Source organism: Pseudoduganella namucuonensis (genome assembly GCF_900116645.1).
Classification (GTDB): Bacteria; Pseudomonadota; Gammaproteobacteria; order Burkholderiales; family Burkholderiaceae_D; genus Rugamonas; species Rugamonas namucuonensis.
On sequence record NZ_FPBO01000001.1, the window covers coordinates 332,574 to 354,951 of the forward strand.

At 66.9% G+C, this 22,378-nt stretch carries 19 protein-coding genes; 13 read left to right on the forward strand and 6 right to left on the reverse strand.

What is annotated here, in order from left to right; genetic code table 11:
• Positions 1-4: 4 nt before the first annotated feature.
• Positions 5-1,420 (reverse strand): sigma-54 interaction domain-containing protein, encoded by a 1,416-nt coding sequence (locus BM436_RS01470; protein ID WP_093552717.1) that lies wholly within the window; start codon positions 1,418-1,420, stop codon positions 5-7.
• A gap of 19 nt (positions 1,421-1,439) precedes the next feature.
• On the reverse strand, positions 1,440-1,583 hold the full coding sequence (locus BM436_RS36895) for a hypothetical protein (RefSeq protein ID WP_177306876.1): 144 nt from the start codon (positions 1,581-1,583) through the stop codon (positions 1,440-1,442).
• Between the two features lie 118 nt (positions 1,584-1,701).
• Here BM436_RS36895 and BM436_RS01475 point away from each other — a divergent pair, with 118 nt between their 5' ends.
• The 5 genes from BM436_RS01475 to BM436_RS01495 all read left to right on the forward strand — a co-directional run bounded on the left by BM436_RS01475 (position 1,702) and on the right by BM436_RS01495 (position 6,303).
• Positions 1,702-3,090: a GntP family permease gene (locus BM436_RS01475; protein ID WP_093552719.1), complete on the forward strand. Its 1,389-nt coding sequence runs from the start codon at positions 1,702-1,704 to the stop codon at positions 3,088-3,090.
• A 31-nt stretch (positions 3,091-3,121) separates the two neighbouring features.
• A complete protein-coding gene (locus BM436_RS01480) occupies positions 3,122-3,904 on the forward strand; it encodes a 3-hydroxybutyrate dehydrogenase (protein WP_093552721.1) in 783 nt (260 codons plus the stop codon).
• A 17-nt stretch (positions 3,905-3,921) separates the two neighbouring features.
• Positions 3,922-4,479, forward strand: a complete 558-nt coding sequence (locus BM436_RS01485) for a PAS and helix-turn-helix domain-containing protein (RefSeq protein ID WP_093552723.1) — start codon at positions 3,922-3,924, stop codon at positions 4,477-4,479.
• Between the two features lie 33 nt (positions 4,480-4,512).
• Positions 4,513-4,974: a cache domain-containing protein gene (locus tag BM436_RS01490; RefSeq protein WP_093552725.1), complete on the forward strand. Its 462-nt coding sequence runs from the start codon at positions 4,513-4,515 to the stop codon at positions 4,972-4,974.
• A 99-nt stretch (positions 4,975-5,073) separates the two neighbouring features.
• Positions 5,074-6,303, forward strand: coding sequence for an extracellular catalytic domain type 2 short-chain-length polyhydroxyalkanoate depolymerase (locus BM436_RS01495; RefSeq protein ID WP_093552727.1), 1,230 nt, complete (start codon positions 5,074-5,076; stop codon positions 6,301-6,303).
• A gap of 42 nt (positions 6,304-6,345) precedes the next feature.
• Here the strand turns inward: BM436_RS01495 and pdxR are convergent, their stop codons facing one another.
• A complete protein-coding gene (pdxR, locus tag BM436_RS01500) occupies positions 6,346-7,914 on the reverse strand; it encodes a MocR-like pyridoxine biosynthesis transcription factor PdxR (RefSeq protein WP_093552729.1) in 1,569 nt (522 codons plus the stop codon).
• Between the two features lie 105 nt (positions 7,915-8,019).
• Here pdxR and gabT point away from each other — a divergent pair, with 105 nt between their 5' ends.
• The 8 genes from gabT to BM436_RS01540 all read left to right on the forward strand — a co-directional run bounded on the left by gabT (position 8,020) and on the right by BM436_RS01540 (position 17,982).
• Complete coding sequence (gene gabT, locus BM436_RS01505) at positions 8,020-9,288, forward strand: 4-aminobutyrate--2-oxoglutarate transaminase (RefSeq protein WP_093552731.1); 1,269 nt, start codon at positions 8,020-8,022, stop codon at positions 9,286-9,288.
• A 52-nt stretch (positions 9,289-9,340) separates the two neighbouring features.
• Positions 9,341-10,441, forward strand: a complete 1,101-nt coding sequence (locus BM436_RS01510; RefSeq protein WP_093552733.1) for an ABC transporter ATP-binding protein — start codon at positions 9,341-9,343, stop codon at positions 10,439-10,441.
• A 35-nt stretch (positions 10,442-10,476) separates the two neighbouring features.
• The gene (locus BM436_RS01515) at positions 10,477-11,502 is read left to right on the forward strand and encodes an ABC transporter substrate-binding protein (RefSeq protein ID WP_093552735.1); all 1,026 of its coding nucleotides are present in this window, start codon (positions 10,477-10,479) and stop codon (positions 11,500-11,502) included.
• 97 nt (positions 11,503-11,599) lie between these two features.
• Positions 11,600-12,880 carry an ABC transporter permease gene (locus BM436_RS01520; RefSeq protein ID WP_093552737.1) on the forward strand — a complete coding sequence of 427 codons (1,281 nt, stop codon included), beginning with the start codon at positions 11,600-11,602 and terminating at the stop codon, positions 12,878-12,880.
• 9 nt (positions 12,881-12,889) lie between these two features.
• The gene (locus BM436_RS01525) at positions 12,890-13,726 is read left to right on the forward strand and encodes an ABC transporter permease (RefSeq protein WP_093552739.1); all 837 of its coding nucleotides are present in this window, start codon (positions 12,890-12,892) and stop codon (positions 13,724-13,726) included.
• A gap of 55 nt (positions 13,727-13,781) precedes the next feature.
• Positions 13,782-15,236 (forward strand): NAD-dependent succinate-semialdehyde dehydrogenase, encoded by a 1,455-nt coding sequence (locus BM436_RS01530; protein ID WP_093552741.1) that lies wholly within the window; start codon positions 13,782-13,784, stop codon positions 15,234-15,236.
• 71 nt (positions 15,237-15,307) lie between these two features.
• Entirely contained in the window at positions 15,308-16,267 is a 960-nt protein-coding gene (locus BM436_RS01535; RefSeq protein ID WP_093552743.1) for a porin, read from the forward strand.
• A 104-nt stretch (positions 16,268-16,371) separates the two neighbouring features.
• Positions 16,372-17,982, forward strand: coding sequence for a methyl-accepting chemotaxis protein (locus tag BM436_RS01540; protein ID WP_093552745.1), 1,611 nt, complete (start codon positions 16,372-16,374; stop codon positions 17,980-17,982).
• On the opposite strand, the gene BM436_RS01545 is transcribed toward BM436_RS01540, so the two are convergent.
• From BM436_RS01545 to BM436_RS01555, 3 genes are all read right to left on the reverse strand, one after another.
• Positions 17,979-19,199 carry a type II secretion system F family protein gene (locus BM436_RS01545; RefSeq protein WP_093552747.1) on the reverse strand — a complete coding sequence of 407 codons (1,221 nt, stop codon included), beginning with the start codon at positions 19,197-19,199 and terminating at the stop codon, positions 17,979-17,981. The genes BM436_RS01540 and BM436_RS01545 overlap by 4 nt on opposite strands.
• A gap of 26 nt (positions 19,200-19,225) precedes the next feature.
• Positions 19,226-20,965 carry a type IV-A pilus assembly ATPase PilB gene (pilB, locus tag BM436_RS01550; protein ID WP_093552749.1) on the reverse strand — a complete coding sequence of 580 codons (1,740 nt, stop codon included), beginning with the start codon at positions 20,963-20,965 and terminating at the stop codon, positions 19,226-19,228.
• A gap of 122 nt (positions 20,966-21,087) precedes the next feature.
• Complete coding sequence (locus BM436_RS01555) at positions 21,088-22,365, reverse strand: HlyC/CorC family transporter (protein WP_093552751.1); 1,278 nt, start codon at positions 22,363-22,365, stop codon at positions 21,088-21,090.
• Positions 22,366-22,378: the final 13 nt, after the last annotated feature.

Genomic DNA, 22,378 nt, shown 5'->3' on the forward strand with positions numbered 1-22,378 from the left:
GGGCCTAGTCCTGCAGCTTGAGCTGGGCCAGCTTCTCGTACAGCGTGGCGCGCGAAATGCCCAGCAACTGGGCGGCGGCGGTCTTCTTGCCGCCCGCCGCCCGCAGCGCGGCCACGATGGCCTTGCGCTCGGCCTCGGCCACCGCCTGCGACAGCGGCAGCACCGCGTGCGCCAGGGCCTGGAGCTGCGTGGTGGCCTGCGGCAGGATGGTGGCGAAGTCCTCCGCCACCAGGCGCTTGCTGTCGCTGTGCAGCACCGCCTTCTCCAGCACGTTGCGCAGCTCGCGCACATTGCCCGGCCAGTCGTAGGCCGCCAGCCGCTGCAGCGCCGATTGCGTGATCTCGCGCCGCGGCATGCCGGTGCGCTCGTTGATCTGCTCCAGCGCGCTGTCGCACAGGGCCTCCAGGTCCGAACTGCGGTCGCGCAGCGGCGGCAGCGTGATCGACAGCACGTTGAGGCGGTAGTACAGGTCCGAGCGGAAGCGGCCCCGCGCCACTGACTCCTGCAGCGCGATGCTGGTGGCGGCGATGATGCGCACGTCCACCTTGATGACCTTGTTCGCCCCCAGCGGTTCGATCTCCTGTTCCTGCAGCACCCGCAGCAGCTTGGCCTGGATCTGCAGCGGCATGTCGCCCACCTCGTCGAGGAACAGCGTGCCGCCGTGGGCCAGCTTGAACTTGCCCTCGCGCCCGCGCTTGTCGGCGCCGGTGTAGGCGCCGGGCGCGACGCCGAAGAATTCCGCCTCCAGCAGCGACTCCGGTATCGCCGCCGCGTTCACGGCGATGAACGATTGCGAGGCGCGGTCGGAACTGGCGTGGATGGCCTGCGCCAGCAATTCCTTGCCGGTGCCGGTCTCGCCCAGCAGCAGCACCGTGGTGTCGAGCTGCGCGGCGCGGCGGGCCTGGCGTTTCACCTCCAGGCTGGCCGGGCTGTTGCCGACGTAGCTGGCCAGCGTGTAGCGCGGACGGCGGTTTTCGCCCAGCTGGCGGCGCGTCTCCGCGAGCTCCTGCTGCAGCCGCGAGAACTTGCTCAGCAGGGGCTTCAGGTGGTGCAGCTTCTCGTACAGGCAAAAGCCGACGGCGCCGATGATCTTGCCGGCGCGGTCGGTCAGCGGCAGGCGCGACACCACGAAGGTTTCGCTGCCGAAGGCCATCAGGTCCAGCAGGATGGGCTCGCCCGTGTTCACCACCTGCCTCAGCAGGCTGTGCGGGATGAATTCCTCGATGTCGTGCCCCAGCAGGGCTTGCGGGTCGCTGTAGCCGAGCATGTGCAGATACTTCTTGTTGATCCAGACGATGCGCGCGCGGGCGTCCACCGCGATCGTGCCTTCGCAGATGTCATCCAGCCTTTGCAGCAGGGCCGGCGTGGCCAGATGCTTCAGGCCGTCCGGGTTCTGCGTGAATAACTCGGTGAGGTCCATAGCGGGCTCGTCCTTTCAGTCAGGGCGCAAGAATGCCGCGCTTTTCGCCGTCTGTCCAGCGTTCCGGCACTGTCCGGATTCCCGGACTTTGTAAAAACTTAATTAATTCAAGCACTTGAATAAAATTCATGGAAATCGTGTCTGGATTGCCGGACATTTGCATGTTGCAACGCCGCACGAAAGGCCATTCCGTGAAGCTAAGTTATTGAAAATACTGATGTTTTATATCATTGGCATGAATAGTGCTCTTATGTTGATTTTACTCAAAACGGAACCCGCATATGAGCTTTTTGATCGTTCTACTTTCGCTGGCCCTGCTGATGTTCGTCGCCTACCGCGGCTTCAGCGTGATTTTGTTCGCCCCCGTGGCGGCGCTGCTGGCCGTGCTGCTGACCGACCCGTCGCTGGTGCCGCCCATGTTCAGCAGCGTGTTCATGGACAAGATGGTCGGCTTCATCAAACTGTATTTCCCCGTTTTCCTGCTGGGCGCGGTGTTCGGCAAGGTCATCGAGCTGTCCGGCTTTTCCAAGTCCATCGTCGCGCTGGTGATCGGGCTGGTCGGCCGCGAGCGCGCGATGCTGGCCATCGTGATGGTGTGCGCGGTGCTGACCTACGGCGGCGTGTCGCTGTTCGTCGTGGTGTTCGCGGTCTACCCCTTCGCGGCCGAGATGTTCCGCCAGGGCGACATTCCCAAGCGCCTGATCCCCGGCACCATCGCGCTGGGCGCCTTCACCTTCACCATGGACGCCTTGCCCGGCAGCCCGCAGATCCAGAACATCATCCCCACGGCCTTCTTCCAGACCGACACCTGGGCCGCGCCCTGGCTGGGCGTGACCGGTTCCATCTTCATCCTGGCCACCGGCATGAGCTACCTGGAATGGCGCCGCCGCCAGGCCGCCGCGCGCGGCGAGGGCTATGGCGCCGGCCACAGCAACGAGCCGGAGCAGTTCACCCAGGAGAAGCTGCCGAGCCCGCTGCTGGCCCTGGTGCCGCTGGTGCTGGTGGGCGTGCTGAACAAGGTGTTCACCGTGCTGATCCCCGAGTTCTACGGCAAGACCCATAGCATGACCCTGGCCGGCGCCACCAAGCCGGTGGCCACCGAGGTGTCCAAGGTCGCCGCGATCTGGGCGGTGGAGGCGGCCCTGCTGATCGGCATCCTGAGCGTGCTGGCGCTGGCTTACCGGCCCATCCGCAAGCGCTTCGCCGAGGGCAGCAAGACCGCCATCTCCGGTTCGCTGCTGGCCTCGATGAACACCGCGTCCGAGTACGGCTTCGGCGCCGTGATCGCCGGCCTGCCCGGCTTCCTCGTGGTGGCCGACGCCCTCAAGCACGTGCCCAATCCGCTGGTCAACGAGGCCATCGCCGTGACCACGCTGGCCGGCATCACCGGTTCCGCCTCGGGCGGCATGAGTATCGCGCTGGCCGCCATGTCGGACACCTTCATCCAGGCCGCCCACGCCGCCGACATCCCGCTAGAGGTGCTGCACCGGGTGGCCTCCATGGCCAGCGGCGGCATGGACACGCTGCCGCACAACGGCGCCGTCATCACGCTGCTGGCGGTGTGCGGCCTGAGCCACCGCGTGTCCTACGGCGACATTTTCGCGGTGACCTGCATCAAGACGATGGCGGTGTTCGTCGTCATCGGCACCTATTACCTGTTCGCCGCCTGAGCCACCAACCACCAGAGCAAGAGGAGACAGCATGTTGAAAAACAAGTCAGCCATCGTCACCGGGTCCACCAGCGGCATCGGCCTCGGCATCGCCCGCGCGCTGGCCGCGCAGGGCGCCAACGTCATGCTCAACGGCTTCGGCGACGCGGGCGCCATCGCCGACCTGGCCGCGAGCCTGCGCGCCGAGCACGGCGTGGCCGTGGCGCACAGCGCGGCCGACATGGCGCGCCCGGAACAGATCGAGGCCATGGTGGCCGAGGCCGCCGCCCTGTTCGGCGCGGTCGACATCCTGGTCAACAACGCCGGCATCCAGCACACGGCGCGCGTCGAGGACTTCCCGGCGGAGCGCTGGGAACAGATCATGGCGATCAACCTGTCGTCCAACTTCTACGCCACCCGCGCCGCGCTGCCCGGCATGCAGCGGCGCGGCTGGGGCCGCATCATCAACATCGCCTCGGTGCACGGCCTGGTGGCGTCCGCCAACAAGGCCGCCTATGTCGCCGCCAAGCACGGCGTGATCGGGCTGACCAAGACGGTGGCGCTGGAGAACGCGCGCGGCGGCGTCACCTGCAACGCGATCTGCCCCGGCTGGGTGCTGACGCCGCTGGTGCAGAGGCAGATCGACGACCTGGCCGCGCGCGAGGGACTGTCGCCGGAGGCGGCGCGCGCGCGCCTGCTGGGCGAGAAGCAGCCCTCGCAGGAATTCGCCACGCCCGAACAGATCGGCGCGCTGGCCGTGTTCCTGTGCTCGCCCGGCGCCAACCAGATCCGCGGCGCCGCCCTCAACGTCGACGGCGGCTGGGCCGCGCAATAAGCACAGGGAGCCCACGGATGAGCGCATTTTCCGTCATCAACTACGAGGATATTTTCCAGCTGGCGTCGATCGGCATGTGCGTGTCGCGCCAGCGCGTCATCTATTCGGTGAACGACTCGCTGGCGGCCATGTTCGGCTACGAACCAGGCGAACTGGCCGGACGCTCGCTGGAGCTGCTGTACCCCAGCCTCGACGAGTTCGAGCGCACCGGGGAGCGCGTCGCGGCCGGCCTGGCGGGCGGCGCCATCTACGCCGACGAGCGCATCATGCGGCGCGCCGGCGGCGAACTGTTCTGGTGCCACGTGAGCGGCCGCGCGCTGACGGCGCGCAATCCGCACGCGGTGGGCGTGTGGACCTTCGAGGATCTGAGCGCGCGGCGGCCGGTGCACATCGGCATGACCCCGCGCGAGCGGGAGGTGGCCGCGCTGCTGCTCGAGGGCAAGACCAGCAAGCTGATCGCGCGCCAGATCGACCTCAGCCCGCGCACGGTGGAAATGCACCGCGCCAACCTGATGCGCAAGTTCGGCGCCGCCACGTCGCACGAGCTGGTGCACAAACTGAGCGGCCTGACGTAGGCCGTTTTCCAATCTTTTTTTACGAGACCCCACATGCTCCACATCCTGAAACGCGCCGCGCTTGGTTTTCTTCTCCTGGCCCTGGGCGGCGCGGCGCTGGCCGACCGTCCCGGCACCGCCGGGGAGGCGTCCGCCCTCGTCAAGAAAACCATCGTCCACCTGAAAAAGCATGGCAGGGACAAGACGCTGCAGGCGGCCAGCCACCCCAGCGCCACCTTCGTCGACCGCGACCTGTACGTGAGCGTGTACGACCTGGACGGCAAGGTGCTGGCGCACGGCAGCAATCCCAAGCTGGTCGGCGTCAACGTCGCCAACTTGCGCGACGCCAACGACAAGTACTTCATCAAGGATATCCTGGCCAAGGCCGCCGGCGCCGGCAGCGGCTGGGTCGACTACAAGTGGGTCGATCCGGTGACGCGGACGCTGCGCGACAAATCCGTGTATGTTGAGAAGGCGGACGGCCTGATCATCGCGGCGGGCTACTACAAGGACTAGGCGCGCGGCGTTATTCCGTCACTATCGAATTTCTCTGCGGTGGCGCGGTCCAAGACAAGCCGGAACCCCCGGCCGACCAACGACTACAGGAGAACAATAATGACGAACCGCCTTACGCACCATCATCGCCTGGCCCTGCTCATGCTGTGCGCGGGCTGGCAGGCGCACGCGGCGCCTGTCGCGCTGCCGTCCTATAACATCGACACCAGTGGGAGCTCGGTCTCCGGCCTGTCGTCCGGCGGCTTCATGGCGGCGCAACTGCACGTCGCCTTCTCGGACACGTTCAAGGCCGGCGCCGGCATCGTCGCCGGCGGTCCCTACTTCTGCGCCCAGGGCCTGCTGTCCACCGCCTTCGGCCCCTGCATGGCCGCCAGCGCCTCCAGCAAGCCGGCCACCGCGGCGCTGATCGCCACCACCGACAGCTGGGCCAGCCAGGGCCTGATCGACGCCACCGGCAACCTCGCCGCCGGGCGGGTCTATCTCTATTCGGGTTCCATCGACAGCACGGTCAAGCCGCTGGTGATGCACGAGGCCAACGCCTACTACCAGCACTACATCGGCGGCGCCAATATTTTCTTCAAGAAAAACCTGCCGTCCGAGCACGCCATGGTGACCGACGACTTCGGCAACGGCTGCGGCGTCAAGGCCAGCCCCTACATCAGCGACTGCGATTTCGACCTGGCCGGCGAAATGCTGAAATGGATCTACGGCGGCCTGAATCCCCGCAACAACGGCGCGCTGGGCGGCAGCTTCGTCGAATACAAGCAGGCCGAATTCATCGCCGATCCGGCCAGCCACGGCATGGCGTCCAGCGGCTGGGCCTATGTGCCGGCAGCCTGCGGCGCCGGCCGGGTGTGCAAGCTGCACGTGGTGCTGCACGGCTGCCAGCAGGACCCGACCAGGATCCAGGACCAGTACGTGCGCGGCACCGGCTACAACCGCTGGGCCGACAGCAACGGCATCGTGGTGCTGTATCCGCAGGCGGCGGCCAGCAGCGCGGGCAATCCCAACGGCTGCTGGGACTGGTGGGGGTACGACGATCCCGACTATGCGAAGAAGAGCGGACGGCAGATGGCCGCCATCAAGGCCATGGTCGACCGCGTCAGCGGCGCCCCGGCGCCGCCCACGCCGCCCACGCCGCCGGGCTTCGTGTGCACGGCGACGCTGGCGAGCAATTTCGCGCACTGGGCGGCGGACAGGGCGGTCAACCAGGGGCCGTTCGCGCTGGCCAGGGGCTCGAACCAGAACATGGGCTGGCTGAGCACCTTCGTCAAGACCAGGCTGGCGCAGACCGCGCAGGACTATTACGTGGTCGGCGATTGCCCGTAGCCTGGGCGATTGCGCGCGGGGGGCGCGGCACCGCCGCCGCGTTCATCCAAGAGCGGGCTCCAGGGCGGGGACGCCGCGCCCGGCCTGCGCCTGCCATTCCGGCCAGTGCGCCTTGATCACGCTGGCGAGAATGTCGAAGGCGGGCCGTATCCGCTCGTCGGGTACGCTGCCGTAGCCCAGCATCAGGCCGCGCCGCGCCGTCTCTGGCCGAAGGTAGTAGCGCGACAGCGGCCGCACTACGATGCCCTCCTTGCCGGCGGCGTGGCAGAGCGCGATGTCGTCGCAATGGTCGGGCAGGCCGAGCGCCAGATGCAGTCCGGCCTCGCCACCGGTGAGGATGATGCGGTCGCCGAAATGGAAGCTGATCGCCTCGCGCAGCAGGCGCAGGCGCTCCGCGTACACCAGCCGCATGCGCCGGATGTGCGAGGCGAAATGGCCCTCGGTCATGAAGTCGGTCAGGATCGCCTGAGTGTAGGTGTGGCCGCAGCGGTACAGCTCCGACAGGCCGGTGGCGAACGATTCGGCCAGCGTTCCCGGCACCACCAGATAGCCGATCCGCAAACCCGGAAACAGGGTCTTGCTGAAGGTGCCGAGATACAGCACCCGGTCGTGCGCGTCGAGCCCCTGCAAGGAGGCGATCGGCCGGCTGCCGTAGCGGAATTCGCTGTCGTAGTCGTCCTCCACGATCCAGGCCTTGTGGGCCGCCGCGTATTCGAGCAGCGCGCGGCGGCGCGCCAGGCTCATCACCATGCCGAGCGGATACTGGTGCGAGGGCGTGGCGACAATCAGGCGCGGCGGATGGCGCGAGTCCTCCAGGGGCAGTTGCATGCCTTCGCCATCCACGGGTATCGCCACGGTGTGCACGCCGACCGAACGCAGCACGCTGCGCGTACCCCAGTAGCAGGGGTCTTCGACCCAGGCGTGGTCGCCATGGTCGCACACCATGCGCGCCACCAGATCGATCGACTGGTGTATGCCGGTGGTGATCAGGATCTGGCTGGCGTCGCAGTTGACCGAGCGCGCGACCCGCAGGTAGTCGGCGATCGCCTCGCGCAGCGGCAGATAGCCGCCGCCGCAGGAATAGGTCAGCAGGTCGGCGCGCGAGCGGCGCCAGTATTTGTTTTGCAGCCGGCTCCAGATTCGATTGGGGAATTGCGTCACGTCCGGGACGCCCGGCATGAAGGCGCCCCATTGGGTTTCGCCCACCCCGGCCAGGCCGACCAGCTGGCTGCCGCGCGCCGACAGGCCGGTGTGGATGCGCTGCCCGGCGTCGCGCTCCGGCGTCGCCCCGGCCCGGTCCGGCGTGGCGGCCGCGGCGATCCGTTCCGGCTCGGTGTCGGCCACGAAGGTGCCGGCTCCCATGCGCGATTCCAGGAAGCCCTCGGCCAGCAACTGGTCGTAGGCGTAGGTCACCGTGTTGCGCGACACGCCCAGTTCGAGCGCCAGATAGCGGGAGGACGGCAATTGCAGCCCGGCCGGCAGCGACTGGTCCAGGATCGCCTCGCGGATCACCTGGTAGATCTGGCGGTTGACCGCCTTGCGCGGGGTGCCGGCCTTGCCGCCGCGGTCTATGCGCTGCAGCAAAAAATCGGATAGGGAGGCGATGCGCAAAGTGGCTCCGTCAGAAAAATCAAAGTGGCTCTACATTGTAGCGCCACTTCAACCTTAGTATTCACCGTCGCGTAACACTCCTGTAATAAATTTCGAGGTGAATGTATGACGAATGCGAAGTTGCAACAAAGGAAAGAGGCCGCCACCCCGCGCGGCGTCGGCGTCATGTGCCAGTTCTACGCCGGGCGTGCCCGCAACGCCGAGATCTGGGACGTGGAAAACCGCCGCTACATCGATTTCGCGGCCGGCATCGCCGTCCTCAACACCGGCCACTGCCATCCCAGGCTGCTCGCCGCCATCGAAGGGCAAATGGCCAAGTTCACCCACACCTGCTACCAGGTGGTGCCGTACGAGGGCTACGTCGAACTGGCCGAGCGCCTGAACGCGCTGACCCCGGGCGGGCACGCCAAGAAGACCGCGCTGTTCTCGACCGGCGCCGAGGCGGTGGAAAACGCGGTCAAGGTGGCGCGCGCCGCCACCGGCCGCTCCGCCGTGGTCGCCTTCACGGGCGGCTTCCACGGCCGCACCATGATGGGCATGGCGCTGACCGGCAAGGTGGTGCCCTACAAGGTCGGCTTCGGGCCGTTCCCGGGGGAGGTCTATCACGTGCCGTACCCGGTTGAACTGCACGGCGTCAGCGGCGACGCGTCGCTGGCCGCGCTGCAGTCGCTGTTCAAGGCCGACGTCGATCCGAAGCGCGTGGCCGCCATCATATTGGAGCCGGTCCAGGGCGAGGGGGGCTTTTACGCGGCGCCGGCGGACTTCATGCTGGCGCTGCGCGCGCTGTGCGACGAGCACGGCATCCTGCTGATCGTGGACGAGGTGCAAACCGGCTTCGCCCGCACCGGCAAACTGTTCGCCACCGAGCACTTCGGCGTGGTGCCGGACCTGATGACGGTGGCCAAGAGCCTGGCCGGCGGCATGCCGCTGTCGGCCCTGATCGGCCGCGCCGAGATCATGGACGCGCCCTTGCCGGGCGGCCTGGGCGGCACCTACGCCGGCAACCCGCTGGCGGTCGCCTCCGCGTTGGCGGTGCTGGACGTGATCCGCGACGAGAACCTGGTCGAGCGTGCCAACGTGCTGGGCCGGCGCCTGAAGGAGCGCCTGAACGGCTTGCGCGAGGCGGTGCCGCGGATCGCCGACGTGCGCGGCCTGGGCGCGATGGTGGCGGTGGAGTTCGCCAATCCCGGCAGCGGCGCGCCGGACCCGGAGTTCACCAGGCGGGTCCAGGCGCGCGCGCTGGCCCGGGGCCTGATTCTGCTCACCTGCGGCTCCTACGGCAACGTGGTGCGCTTCCTGTTCCCGCTGACGATAGAGGATGCCGTGATGGAGGAGGGCATGGCGATCCTGGCCGACGCGCTGCGGGGCGAGTGACCGTGTTCCGCCGGCCCGCCGGCCGGCATATTGACAAAGTGGAGAAGAAATTTTGGAAAGCACAACGGCCAAGCGCGACACTCTGGTGGAGTTTCGGGGCGTGCAAAAAACATACGACGGTGAAAACCTGGTCGTCAAAAGCCTCGACCTGAACATCGAGCGTGGCGAGTTCCTCACCTTGCTCGGCCCTTCGGGGTCCGGCAAAACCACCTGCCTGATGATGTTGGCCGGATTCGAGTTTCCCACCGGCGGCGAGATCCGCCTGGACGGCAAGCTGCTCAACAAGGTGCCGCCGCACAAGCGCGACATCGGCATGGTGTTTCAGAACTATGCGCTGTTCCCGCACATGACGGTGGGCCAGAACGTGGCCTACCCGCTGCAGGTGCGCAAGGTCGATGCTGGCGCGCGCGCCGAGAAGGTCAAGCGCGCCCTCGACATGGTGCAGATGGGCCGCTTCGCCGACCGCTATCCGGCCCAGTTGTCCGGCGGCCAGCAGCAGCGCATCGCCCTGGCGCGGGCGCTGGTGTTCGATCCGAAGCTGGTGCTGATGGACGAGCCGCTCGGCGCACTGGACAAGCAGCTGCGCGAGCGCATGCAGATCGAACTGAAGGACTTGCACCAGCGCCTGGGCGTCACCTTCGTCTACGTGACGCACGACCAGAGCGAAGCGCTGACCATGTCGGACCGGGTCGCCGTGTTCGAACACGGCGTCATCCAGCAACTGGCGCCGGTCGACCGCCTGTATGAAATACCCGACAACCAGTTCGTGGCCGGCTTCATCGGCGACAACAACCGCTTCCGCGGCGTGATCGAGGCGCCCGAGGGCGGCGGCTGCCGCCTGCGCCTGCGCGACGGTTCGCTGCTGGCGGGCGTGAACGTGGACCGCCTGGCCGCCGGCCACGCGGCGGTCGGCTGCATCCGGCCCGAGCGCATCCGGCTGGTGGCGCGCGACGCGCCGGCCGCCAACGGGGTCGCCGTCGCCGTCACCAGCCTGATGTACTTCGGCGACCACGTGCGCGTGCGCTGCGCGTTGCCGGACGGCGACGAATGCTTCGTCAAGCTGACCTTGCAGGATCCCGCCTTGCCCGGCCTGTCCGAGGGGACGCTGGCCAGGCTCGAACTCGATCCCGCGCACCTGCGCGTCTTCATTTAACCGTTGTCCCATTCCCCACCTATCGAAGGACTGAAATGAAAAAGCTGATTACCCCTGTCTTGATGAGCACCGCCCTGGCGGCCGGTTTCGCGCACGCCGATATCACGCTGGTCAACTTCGGCGGCGCCAACGGCGCGGCGCAGAAGGCGGCGTACATCGAGCCGTTCCAGAAGACCGGCGGCAAGGTGGTCATGGCCGAGTACAACGGCGAACTGGCGAAGATCAAGGCCATGGTCGAGGCCAAAAACGTCACCTGGGACGTGGTCGAGGTGGAGTCGGGCCTGGTCGGCCGCGCCTGCGAGGAGGGCTTGATCGAGAAGATCGACCTGGGCAAGATCGGCAGGAAGGCCGACTTCATGCCGGAGGCGGTGCACGAGTGCGGGGTCGGCGCCTTCGTCTGGTCGACCGTGCTGGCCTACAACGCCGACAAGCTCAAGACGGCGCCGGCGAGCTGGGCCGATTTCTGGAACGTGGCCAAGTTCCCCGGCAAGCGCGGCATGCGCAAGGGCGCCCGCTACAACCTCGAATTCGCCCTGATGGCCGACGGCGTGCCGACCAGGGACGTCTACAAGGCGCTGTCGACCAAGGCCGGCGTCGATCGCGCCTTCAAGAAGCTCGAGCAGCTGCGGCCGCACATCCAGTGGTGGGAAGCCGGCGCGCAGCCGCCGCAGTTCCTGGTCGCCGGCGATGTCGTGATGTCGACCGCCTACAACGGCCGCATCGACTCGGCCCAGCGCGAGGGCAAGAACCTGCAAGTGAGCTGGGCCGGCAGCATCTACGACCTCGACTACTGGGTGATCCCGAAAGGCACGCCGAACAAGGACGCGGCCGAGAAATTCATCGCCTTCGCCAGCACGCCGGAAGCGCAGAAGAACTACGCCGGCCGGATCGCCTACGGCCCGACCAACATCGGCGCGCTCAAGCTGCTGGACGCGAAAACCCTGGCGGGCTTGCCGACCTCGGCCGCCAACGCCAGGGACGCGGTGCAAAACAACCTCAAGTTCTGGACCGACCACGGCGAAGACCTGGAGCAGCGCTTCACCGCCTGGGCCGTCAAGTAAGCGGCCGCGCCGGCGCCTCTTAGCGGGGCGCCCCGCTGGCCCGCGGCGCTCCGCTGCCGCGCCTTGCCATTCACTTTTTCGAGATGTTTCCGCCGTTATGACTTCTATGGCCCATGCCGCCCAGCTTTCCCAGCCTCCCGCCGAGGCGTCCCCGGCCCGGCTCAAGCGCGACCTGCACCGGGCGCTGCTGCGCAAGCGCGTCGCGGCCCTGGCCCTGATCGCACCGCTGGCGATCTTCCTGATGCTCACCTTCGTGGTGCCGATCGCCGCGCTGCTGATGCGCGCGGTGGAAAATCCCGAGATCGCGGCCACCCTGCCGCGCACGGTCGCCGCCCTGTCGGCATGGGACCGCCTGGGCGCGCCGTCCGACGCGGCCTACGCCGCGCTGGCCGCCGACCTGGACGCGGCGCGGCGCGACAACACCGGCGGCGCCCTGGCGCGCCGCATCAACGCCGAGCTGCCGGGTGCCCGCTCGGTGGTCATGAAGACCATGCGCGCCATGCCGCTGCTGGACGCCGAGGGCCGGCCGCTGGCCGGGACCGCCGTCAGGCCGGCCCTGGTCGCGCTCGACGAGGAGTGGGGCCGGCCGGCGTTCTGGCAGGTCATCGCCAAGAACGCTTCGCCCTATTCGCCGCACTACCTGCTGGCGTCGGTCGACCTGAGGCAGGACGCCTTCGGCCACGTCTACCGGGCCGATCCCGAGCAATCGGTGTACACGCAGATCTTCGGCCGCACCTTCTGGATCAGCCTGGTCGTCACCGTGTGCGCGCTGCTGACCGCCTATCCGCTGGCCTACTGGCTGTCGACCATGACGGAGCGGCGCGCCAACCTGTTGATGATCCTGGTGCTGATTCCGTTCTGGACCTCGATCCTGGTGCGCATCGCGGCCTGGATCGTGCTGCTGCAATCGGAGGGCCTGGTCAACCAGGCGCTGATGGCGCTCGGCCTCACGCGGGCGCCGCTGGAACTGCTGTTCAACCGGCTGGGCGTGTACATCTCGATGACCCACATCCTGCTGCCGTTCATGATATTGCCGCTGTACAGCGTGATGAAATCGATCCCGCCCACCTACGTGCGGGCCGCCGTCTCGCTCGGCAGCCATCCGTTCGCCGCCTTCTGGCGCGTGTACGTGCCGCAGACCTACCCCGGCATCGGCGCCGGCGCCTTGCTGGTGTTCATCCTGGCGCTTGGCTACTACATCACGCCGGCGCTGCTGGGCGGCCCGAACGAGCAGATGGTCAGCTACTACGTCGCCTATTTCACCAACGTGACGATCAACTGGGGCATGGCCTGCGCCCTCGGCGCGCTGCTGTTCTGCGCCACCCTGGCGTTGTACGGCGTGTACCGCCGTTTCGCCAAAATCGATGTGAGCATGTAAGGACGACCCATGAAAACCTCTTTGCCATTGTTCCCCCCCTACCTGTCGCTCGCCGAGCGGGCCTGGTTTTTCCTGCTGCGCGGTTTCAACACGCTGGTGCTGGTGTTCCTGATGCTGCCCATCCTGGTCATCATCCCGCTCTCGTTCTCCGACAGCACCTTCCTGTCGTATCCGATGCCGGGCCTGTCGCTGCGCTGGTACCAGAACCTGTTCCAGTCGGAGGAGTGGATGCGCGCCGCGCGCAACAGCTTCATCGTCGCGCCGTTGGCGACGCTGATCGCCACCGTGCTGGGCACGCTGGCCGCGCTGGGCCTGAACAAGGCCGACTTCGCCGGCAAGGGCCTGCTGATGGCGGTGCTGATTTCACCGATGGTGGTGCCGGTGGTGGTGGTCGGCGTCGGCGTCTATCTGCTGTTCGCGCGGATCGGCCTGACCGACAGCTACACCGGCCTGATCCTGGTGCACGCCGCGCTCGGCGCGCCGTTCGTCGTCACCACCGTGCTGGCGACGCTGCAGGGCTTCAACCACAACCTGGTGCGCGCCAGCCTGAGCATGGGCGCCACGCCGCTGACGACGTTTTTCCGTGTCACGCTGCCGGTCATCGCGCCTGGCCTGATCTCGGGCGCGCTGTTCGCCTTCGCCACCTCGTTCGACGAGGTGGTGATCACCAAATTCCTGGCCGGCCCCGGCCAGGCGACCCTGCCGCACCAGATGTTCACCGGCATCCGCGAAAACATCAGCCCGACCATCGCGGCGCTGGCGACCATCCTGATCGTGTTCTCGACCGGCCTGCTGTTGACCCTTGAATGGCTGCGCGGCCGCAACAAGGCCGCCGTCCGCCTCTAGCGCCGCCTTGCCAGCCCGGGGCTTGCCGGCCCCGCCTTTTTTTCCTGGAGACTTTATGTTGCAACTTGCAGATACGACGCTGCTGCGTCAGCACGCCTATTTGAACGGCGTCTGGTGCGACGCCGACGACGGCGCCACCCTGGACGTCGGCGATCCCGCCACCGGCGCCGCGCTGGGCACGGTGCCCTTGATGGGCGCGGCGGAAACCGCGCGCGCCATCGCCGCCGCCAAGGCCGCCTTCCCGGCCTGGCGCGCCAAGACCGGCAAGGAGCGCGGCGCCATCCTGCGCCGCTGGCACGACCTGATGCTGGCCAACGCCGCCGACCTGGCCCTGATCATGACGGCCGAGCAGGGCAAGCCGCTGGCCGAGGCCAGGGGCGAGGTCGCCTACGCGGCCTCGTTCATCGAATGGTTCGCCGAGGAGGCCAAGCGCGTCGCCGGCGACACGCTGGCCTCGCCGTGGGCCGACAAGCGCCTGGTCGTGACCAGGGAGCCGGTCGGCGTGTGCGCCGCGATCACGCCGTGGAACTTCCCGGCCGCGATGATCACCCGCAAGGCCGGCCCGGCGCTCGCCGCCGGCTGCCCGATGATCGTCAAGCCGGCCGAGGCGACGCCGTTCTCGGCGCTGGCGCTGGCCGTCCTGGCCGAGCGCGCCGGCGTGCCGCCCGGCGTGTTCAGCGTGCTGACCGGTTCCTCGCGCGCCATCGGCGGCGAGATGACCGCCAACCCGGACGTGCGCAAGCTGTCCTTCACGGGCTCGACCGAAGTGGGGCGCGTGCTGATGGCGCAATGCGCGCCCACCATCAAGAAGCTGTCGCTCGAACTGGGGGGCAACGCGCCCTTCATCGTGTTCGACGACGCCGACCTGGACGCCGCCGTGGAGGGCGCGATGGTGGCGAAATTCCGCAACGCGGGCCAGACCTGCGTGTGCGCCAACCGCATCTACGTGCAGCACGGCGTCTACGACGCCTTCGCCGCCAAGCTGGCGGCGGCGGTGGCCGGCTTGACGGTGGGCGACGGCCGGGAGGCCGGCGTCACCCAGGGGCCGATGATCGACGTGAAGGCGGTGCGCAAGGTGGAGCGGCATGTCGCCGACGCGATCGCCCAGGGCGGCCGTCTGCTGGCGGGCGGCAAGCGCCATGCGCTCGGCCACGGCTTCTTCGAGCCGACCGTGATCGCCGACGCCACGCCCGCGATGCTGGTCGCCAGGGAGGAGACCTTCGGCCCGCTGGCGCCGCTGTTCCGATTCCGGACCGAGGCCGAGGCGCTGGCGCTGGCGAACGACACCGAATTCGGCCTGGCCGCCTATTTCTACACGCGCGACGTCGGCCGCGTGTGGCGCGTCGCCGAGGGGCTGGAGACCGGCATGGTGGGCGTGAACACCGGCCTCATCTCCAACGAGATCGCGCCGTTCGGCGGGGTCAAGCAGTCCGGCCTCGGCCGAGAAGGATCGAAGTACGGCATGGATGACTACCTGGTCATGAAGTACATGTGCGTCGGCGGCATCTAGGCGGTAATCAAGCAGCACTTAATCGGCAGCACTTAATCGGCAGCACCAACCCACCCATGAAGGAACACACAATGAAAACAAGCGCACTCGCCCTCGCCCTCGCCGTCCTGACCGCCTGCGCGGGCATGGCCCAGGCGGAATCGAACGTCACCATTTACGGCGTGCTGGACGCCGGCCTGATCAAGAACAGCGGCGGCACGCTGCAAGTGGGCAAGGGCGATTTCAACCGTCTCGGCTTCAAGGGCGTCGAGGACCTGGGCGGCGGGCTGAAAGCCACCTTCCGTCTGGAGTCGCGTTTCCAGCCCGACACCGGCACCACCGAGGCCAACGGCCAGCGCCCCCTGTTCCAGGGCCGGTCGGTGGTGGGCCTGTCGGGCGCCTTCGGCGCGGTCAAGATCGGCCGCGACCTGACCGCCGTGCAGGATCCGGCCTCGGACTTCGATCCCTTCGGCTTCCAGACCGTCGGCACGCTGGACGCCGTCACCGGCAACTACATGTCCGACACCTCGACCGCGTCGTCGGGCAACCGCTTTTCGAACGCGGTGTTCTATAGCACGCCGGTGGTGCATGGCTTCCAGCTCAATATCTCGGTCGCCTCGAAGGAGCCGCTGAACGGCGTGCCGATCGTCAAATCGAACCCGTACTCGGTCGCCGCCACCTACGGCGGCGGCCCGCTGTCGGCCATGCTGGGCTACGAGCGCGCGACCAACGAGGACACCTTCCTGACCCTGAACGGCGCCTACCAGATCGGCGCGGCCAAGCTGTTGACGTCCTACTCGCGCTTCCAGCGCGTCAACCGCGTGCATGACACCAACTGGCTGGTCGGCGCCGACATCGCCGTCGCCACCGGCGCGGTCAAGCTCGGCTACGGCCAGGTCAAGCCGGAGAACGCCGGCGCCAGCAGGCAGGCATCGCTGGGTTATTGGCACGCGCTGTCCAAGCGCACCATGCTCTACACCGACGCGTCGCGCCGCACCGGCGCCGGCTCGAGCGGCACCGCGGTCGACCTGGGTATCCACCACACGTTCTGATTGACCGCGCGGGCGGCCCGGCCGCCCCGCCGACGAGGACAGTGCCCGCCTCCGCAGGGAATCGCGGGCACTGTCGTTTTTCGCGCCGATTTTAGGAAACAGCCATGAACCTTGCTCGCTTTACCATCAGAACACGCCTGGTCGCCACGTATGCCGTGTTGCTTGCCGTGTCGGTCGCCGTGGCCGGATTCGGCATTTACGCGATGTCGAGGACGAACGACGCGATGCGCAAAGTGGTGGATGTGAATATGGCCAATATCAGCCGGTTGGAGCGGATGGCCGACGCGGTGCATATCGAGTCCCGCGTGATCCGGACCATTGCGCTGCTGGAGGATGCGGACGCCGCCGACCAGGAGTTCGGGAAGATCGTGCTGGCGAGGAGGCAATACAGCGTGGCGGAGCAGCAGCTGCGGGCGTTCTTGGCCGGGGAGGCCTTGTGGAACAAGGTCTCGGAGGGCAAGGACCTCGCGGGCGAACTGAATGACAACTTCCTGGAGATGAACAAGGCCTACAAGCATTCCGCCGTGAAGTACCTGTTAAGCGAGGCCATTCCCGCGAACGCGCGCTGGCTGACCGGCATCGAGGCGTTCTCCTCGGCGCTGAGAGAGCGCAACAAGAGGGACCAGGAGGCGGCCAACGCGATCTTCGTCGGCGCCCGCTTGATCATGGTGTCCGTCGTCGCGGCCGCGGTATGCGCCGGCATGCTCGTCGCCTGGGCCACCGTGAACTCCATCACCAGGCCCATCGCCTTGGCGGTGCGGATGGCGGAGGACGTGGCGGCGGGCGATCTGACCACCAGCTTCGACGCGACCAGCGGGGACGAGGCTGGAAAACTGTTCGAGGCGCTGAAACGGATGATGTCCAACCTGACCGGCATCGTTCGGGAGATGCGCGCGGGCGCCGGCACCATCGCGGGTGAATCGCTGCGTATTTCCAATGGCAACCGGGATTTATCCGAGAGGACGGAGAAGCAGGCCGGCTCGCTCAGGGCCACGGCGCTCTCGATGGAGCGGTTGGCGTTGACCGTCCGGCGCAACTCCGACAATGCGCGGCGCGCCGATCAGTTGGCCCAGTCGGCCTCGCTGGTGGCGGAGAGGAATGGCGCGATCATCGGCGAGGTGATCGACACCATGCGCTCCATCAACGAGTCGGCCAAACACATGGGCGACATCATCGGGGAAATCGAGGGCATCGCGTTTCAAACGAATATCCTCGCCCTGAACGCGGCGGTCGAGGCCGCTCGGGCCGGCCAGCACGGGCGCGGCTTCGCCGTGGTGGCGTCGGAGGTTGGACAACTGGCGCAGCGCAGCGCGACCGCCGCGAAGGCGATCAAGGCCTTGATCAGCCGCTCCATCGAGAAGGTGGACCGGGGATGCGAACTGGTCGACCTGGCGGGCAGCACCATGGGGGACGTTGTCGGCGGCGCCAGGCGGGTCGCCGACGTGCTCGGCGAGATCACGCTGGCGAGCCAGGAACAGGCGTCCGGCATCGAACGGGTCAAGCAGGCCATCATCCTGATGGACGAGTCGACGCGAAAAAATTCGGGATTGGTGGAACGGTCGGCGGCGTCAACGGAATCGTTGTCCGATCTCGCGAAGAAAATGGTCGATGTCGTGAGCGCCTTGAAAATCGCCGACACCGGCATGCCGGATCCCCCGCGCCGCCGGGACGGCGGGGAGGGGGCCGGCCCCGGCGGGCCGGCCGCGGGCCGCTAGACCACCGAACCGAGCTTGAAGATCGGCAGGTACATGGCCACCACCAGGCCGCCGATCAGCACGCCCAGGATCACCATGATCATCGGTTCCATCAGGCTGGACAGGGCGCCCACCGCCTCGTCCACCTCCTCCTCGTAGAAGTCGGCCACCTTGCCCAGCATGGAATCGAGCGCGCCCGACTCCTCGCCGATGGACACCATCTGCGTCACCATGCTGGGGAACACGTCGGCGTTCTGCATGGCCACCGTCAGGCTGGTGCCGGTGCTGACCTCGTTCTGGATGCGGCGCGTGGCCTCGTAGTACAGGATGTTGCCGGAGGCGCCGCCCACCGAGTCCAGCGATTCCACCAGCGGCACGCCGGCCGCGAACATGGTCGACAGGGTGCGCGTCCAGCGCGCGATGGTGGCCTTGCGGATCACGTCGCCGAACACGGGCAGCTTGAGCAGCAGCACGTCCATGAAGCGCTGCACCTTGGGCGAGCGCTGCCAGGCCTGGAAGAAGAAGTAGATCGCGCCGAACAGGCCGCCGAAGATGAGCCACCAGTACTGCACGAAGTATTCGGATATCGCCATCACGAACAGCGTGGGGGCGGGCAGGTCGGCGCCGAAGCTCTTGAACACCTCCTTGAACGCCGGCACCACCCAGATCATGATGACGGCCGTGACCACGAAGGCCACCGCCAGGATCGAGATCGGGTAGGTCAGCGCGGACTTGATCTTGGCCTTCATGGCCAGCGTCTTTTCCTTGTAGATCGCCAGCCGCGTCAGCAGGTCCTCCAGGATGCCGGCCTGTTCGCCGGCGCCCACCAGGTTGCAGAACAGCGGGTCGAAATACAGCGGGAACTTGCGGAACGCCTGGTTCAGGCTGGTGCCGGTCTCGATGTCGGCGCGCAGGTCCAGGATCAGCTTGGACACCGAGGGGTTCGAATGGCCCTTGCCGACGATGTCGAACGATTGCAGCAGCGGCACGCCGGCCTTCATCATGGTGGCCAGCTGGCGGGTGAACAGCGTGATGTCCTTGTCGGTGACCTTCTTGCCGGCGCGGTAGGTCTTTTTCTTGACCTTGGTGACCATGATGCCCTGGCGCCGCAGGGTCACGTTGACCACCGCCTCGCCGCCGGCGCGCAGCTCGCCCCGCACGGTCTTGCCGCTCTTGTCCTTGCCTTCCCAGGCGAAGATGGATTCCTTGACCGGGCTGTTTGCGTTCGATGTCGCCATAATGTGATTTTCCGATTACCGTATTACTACTCGTTGGTGCAGCCTAGCACTTCTTCGAGGCTGGTCAGTCCGTTTTTCACTTTCACCAGCCCGGACTGTCGCAGCGATTTGACACCCTCGGCCTCCGACTGCGCCGCGATCTGCATGGAATTGCCGTGCGCCAGGATGATGGCCTCGATGGCCGGCGTGATCGGCATGATCTGGTAGATGCCGACCCGGCCCTTGTAGCCGCCGCCGTTGCAGCGCTCGCAGCCGACCGGGCCGTAGGGTTTCCAGCTGCCGTCCAGCTCCTCCTCCTTGTAGCCGGCCTTGAGCAGCAGGTCGCGCGAAATGTCCACCGGTTGCTTGCAGGTGCATAGCCGCCGCGCCAGCCGCTGCGCCGTGATCAAGATCACCGACGAGGCGATGTTGAACGGCGCCACGCCCATGTTCATCAAGCGCGTCAAGGTCGACGGCGCGTCGTTGGTGTGCAGCGTGGAAAACACCATGTGGCCGGTCTGCGCCGCCTTGATGGCGATGTCGCCCGTTTCCAGGTCGCGGATCTCGCCCACCATGATGATGTCCGGATCCTGCCGCAGGAAGGACTTCAGCGCCACCGGAAAGGTCAGGCCGGCGCGGTCGTTCACGTTGACCTGGTTCACGCCGGGCAGGTTGATCTCGGCCGGGTCTTCCGCCGTCGAGATGTTGATGCCGGGCTTGTTCAGGATGTTCAGGCAGGTATACAAGGACACGGTCTTGCCCGATCCGGTCGGGCCCGTCACCAGCACCATGCCGTAGGGGCGGTGGATGGCGTCCATCAGCATCGCCTTCTGGTCCGGGTCGTAGCCCAGCGAGTCGATGCCCATCTGCGCCTGCGTGGCGTCCAGGATACGCATCACGGTCTTTTCGCCGAACAGCGTGGGCAAGGTCGACACGCGCAGGTCGATGGTCTTGGTGGGCGACACGATCAGGCGCATGCGGCCGTCCTGCGGCACGCGCTTCTCCGAGATGTCCAGCTTGGCCAGCACCTTGATGCGCGACACCAGTTTTTCCTTGATGGACACGGGCGGCTGCGCGTGCTCCATCAGCACGCCGTCCACCCGGAAGCGGATGCGGTAAAACTTCTCGAAGGGCTCGAAATGCAGGTCGGAGGCGCCCAGGTTGACGGCGTCCATCAGCATCTTGTTCAGGAAGCGCACGATGGGCGCGTCCTCCACGTCGGCCGCGCCGGCCTCGGCCGCCGCCGCGTTGGACGAGGCGGCTTCCTCCTCCTCGGCGAACTGGATGTCCTGGTCGTCGCCGGCCAGGTCGTTCAGGCTCTGCTCGGTGCTGCGGTTGATGTTGGCCAGCAGCTGCAGCAGCGCGTCGTGGGCCACGATCACCGGTTCCACCGACGACTCGGTCTGGAACTTGATCTGGTCCAGCGCCTGCATGTTGGTGGGGTCGGAAATCGCCACCGACATCTTGTTGCCGCGCTTGGCCAGCGCCACCACGCGCTGCGCCTGCATCAGCCTGGCGTCGATGATCTTGGCCGGCAACTGTTCCACGCTGAAGGCCTGCAGGTCCATCAGCGGGTAGGCGAAGGTTTCGGAACAGAACAGCGCCAGGTCGCGCGCGTGGATGGCGTTGCTGGCCAGCAGGGTGTCGATGAAGGGGAGCTTGTCGGCCAGCGACTTTTTTTGCAGCGCGTCCGCCTGCGCCGGCGTCAACCGGCCGGCCTGCATCAATGCCCGGGCCAGGCCGGGCATGGGCGGGCCGGACACTGGATTGGGTTGGACTGCAGCCATAGCGCGCGCCGTTAGGTAAACTACAAGATCGATAGCCAGCCCTGGGGCCAACCACCGGATGATGCCTGCGGGCATCATTTTTGTAAAGCGGGATGCCTATCGTGCGCGCGCCTGGCTTGCGCTCAGTCGCGCGGACGTATCAATTTCACGACTTTGATGGACTGGTTTTGCACCTGCACCACTTCGATCACGCAACCGGCGGTTTTCACGCTGATCGCCGCCTCCGGGATTTCCTGCAGATATTCCAGCAGCATCCCGTTCAAGGTTTTCGGCCCGTCCAGGGGGAAGTTTAATCCCAGACGCTTATTGATGTCACGCAAGGCGGTGGTGCCCTCCAGCAGGCACTCGCCCAGCTCGGTCCAGCCGAAGCTGTCGGCGCGCGCCGCGCCCGGGGTGGAGGTGGTGAACTCGCCTATCATCTCCTCGATGATGTCGTCCAGCGTCACCAGGCCCTGCACCTCGCCGTACTCGTCGACGATGATGCCCAGCCTTTCCTTGTTTTCCTGGAAGTACTGCAGCTGGGCGAACACGCCCGTGTCCTGCGGGATGAAATAGGGTTCGGTCAGCAGGGCGCGGAAGTGCTCGGTGGTCAATTCCTCGTCCTGGGTCAGCAGCGCCATCGCCTTGCGCACGTGCAGGATGCCGGCGATGCGGTTGATCTCGCCCTCGTAGACGGGCAGCTTGTTGTGGTAGCAGGTGGTCAGCTGGCGCTTGATCTCGTCCACCGGGTCGGACAGGTCCAGCGCCTCGATCTGGGCGCGCGGCGTCATCACGTCCTCCACCGAGATCGCCTCCAGGTCGAACAGGTTGAGCAGGATGCTCTTGTGCTTTTGCGGGATGAAGTTGCCGCCCTCCAGCACCAGCGAGCGCAGCTCCTCCGGCGACATCCGGGTGTCGCGCAGCGGCGCGCCCATCGGGATGCGGAACAGGCGCAGCACCACGCCGGTGAACAGGTTGATGAACCACAGCAGGGGCTTGGCGGCCGACATCAGCGGCCGCAGGATGGTGGCGGTGGGCAGCGCGATCTGTTCCGGGTAGGTGGCCCCTATCATCTTGGGCGAGATCTCGGCGAACACCACCAGCAGGAAGGTCATGCAGGCGGTGGAGGCCACGATCAGCCACTCGTCGTAGCCGAAGGTGTGGATGACGATGGCGGTGACCAGCGCGATGGCGGTGGCGTTGATCAGTGTGTTGGCGATCAGCACCAGCGACAGCAGCTTGTCGGTGCGCTCAAGCAGCCACAGGGTGGCGGCCGCGCGCCGGCTGCCGCGCTTGGCCTGGTGGCGCAGACGGAAGCGGTTGGCCGCCATCAACGCGGTTTCGGCCATGGCGAAGAACGCCGAACAAAGAATCAGGAAAGCGAGCGCAAGGAATTGCGCCCATATGGGAACGGTATCCAATGGGTCACCGTGA

Coding starts and splice junctions, on each gene's coding strand:
- BM436_RS01470 (WP_093552717.1), bottom strand. CDS start 1,420: ATGGACCTCACCGAGTTATTCACGCAGAACCCGGACGGCCTGAAGCAT.
- BM436_RS36895 (WP_177306876.1), bottom strand. CDS start 1,583: ATGCAAATGTCCGGCAATCCAGACACGATTTCCATGAATTTTATTCAA.
- BM436_RS01475 (WP_093552719.1), top strand. CDS start 1,702: ATGAGCTTTTTGATCGTTCTACTTTCGCTGGCCCTGCTGATGTTCGTC.
- BM436_RS01480 (WP_093552721.1), top strand. CDS start 3,122: ATGTTGAAAAACAAGTCAGCCATCGTCACCGGGTCCACCAGCGGCATC.
- BM436_RS01485 (WP_093552723.1), top strand. CDS start 3,922: ATGAGCGCATTTTCCGTCATCAACTACGAGGATATTTTCCAGCTGGCG.
- BM436_RS01490 (WP_093552725.1), top strand. CDS start 4,513: ATGCTCCACATCCTGAAACGCGCCGCGCTTGGTTTTCTTCTCCTGGCC.
- BM436_RS01495 (WP_093552727.1), top strand. CDS start 5,074: ATGACGAACCGCCTTACGCACCATCATCGCCTGGCCCTGCTCATGCTG.
- gabT (WP_093552731.1), top strand. CDS start 8,020: ATGACGAATGCGAAGTTGCAACAAAGGAAAGAGGCCGCCACCCCGCGC.
- BM436_RS01515 (WP_093552735.1), top strand. CDS start 10,477: ATGAAAAAGCTGATTACCCCTGTCTTGATGAGCACCGCCCTGGCGGCC.
- BM436_RS01520 (WP_093552737.1), top strand. CDS start 11,600: ATGACTTCTATGGCCCATGCCGCCCAGCTTTCCCAGCCTCCCGCCGAG.
- BM436_RS01525 (WP_093552739.1), top strand. CDS start 12,890: ATGAAAACCTCTTTGCCATTGTTCCCCCCCTACCTGTCGCTCGCCGAG.
- BM436_RS01530 (WP_093552741.1), top strand. CDS start 13,782: ATGTTGCAACTTGCAGATACGACGCTGCTGCGTCAGCACGCCTATTTG.
- BM436_RS01535 (WP_093552743.1), top strand. CDS start 15,308: ATGAAAACAAGCGCACTCGCCCTCGCCCTCGCCGTCCTGACCGCCTGC.
- BM436_RS01540 (WP_093552745.1), top strand. CDS start 16,372: ATGAACCTTGCTCGCTTTACCATCAGAACACGCCTGGTCGCCACGTAT.
- BM436_RS01545 (WP_093552747.1), bottom strand. CDS start 19,199: ATGGCGACATCGAACGCAAACAGCCCGGTCAAGGAATCCATCTTCGCC.
- pilB (WP_093552749.1), bottom strand. CDS start 20,965: ATGGCTGCAGTCCAACCCAATCCAGTGTCCGGCCCGCCCATGCCCGGC.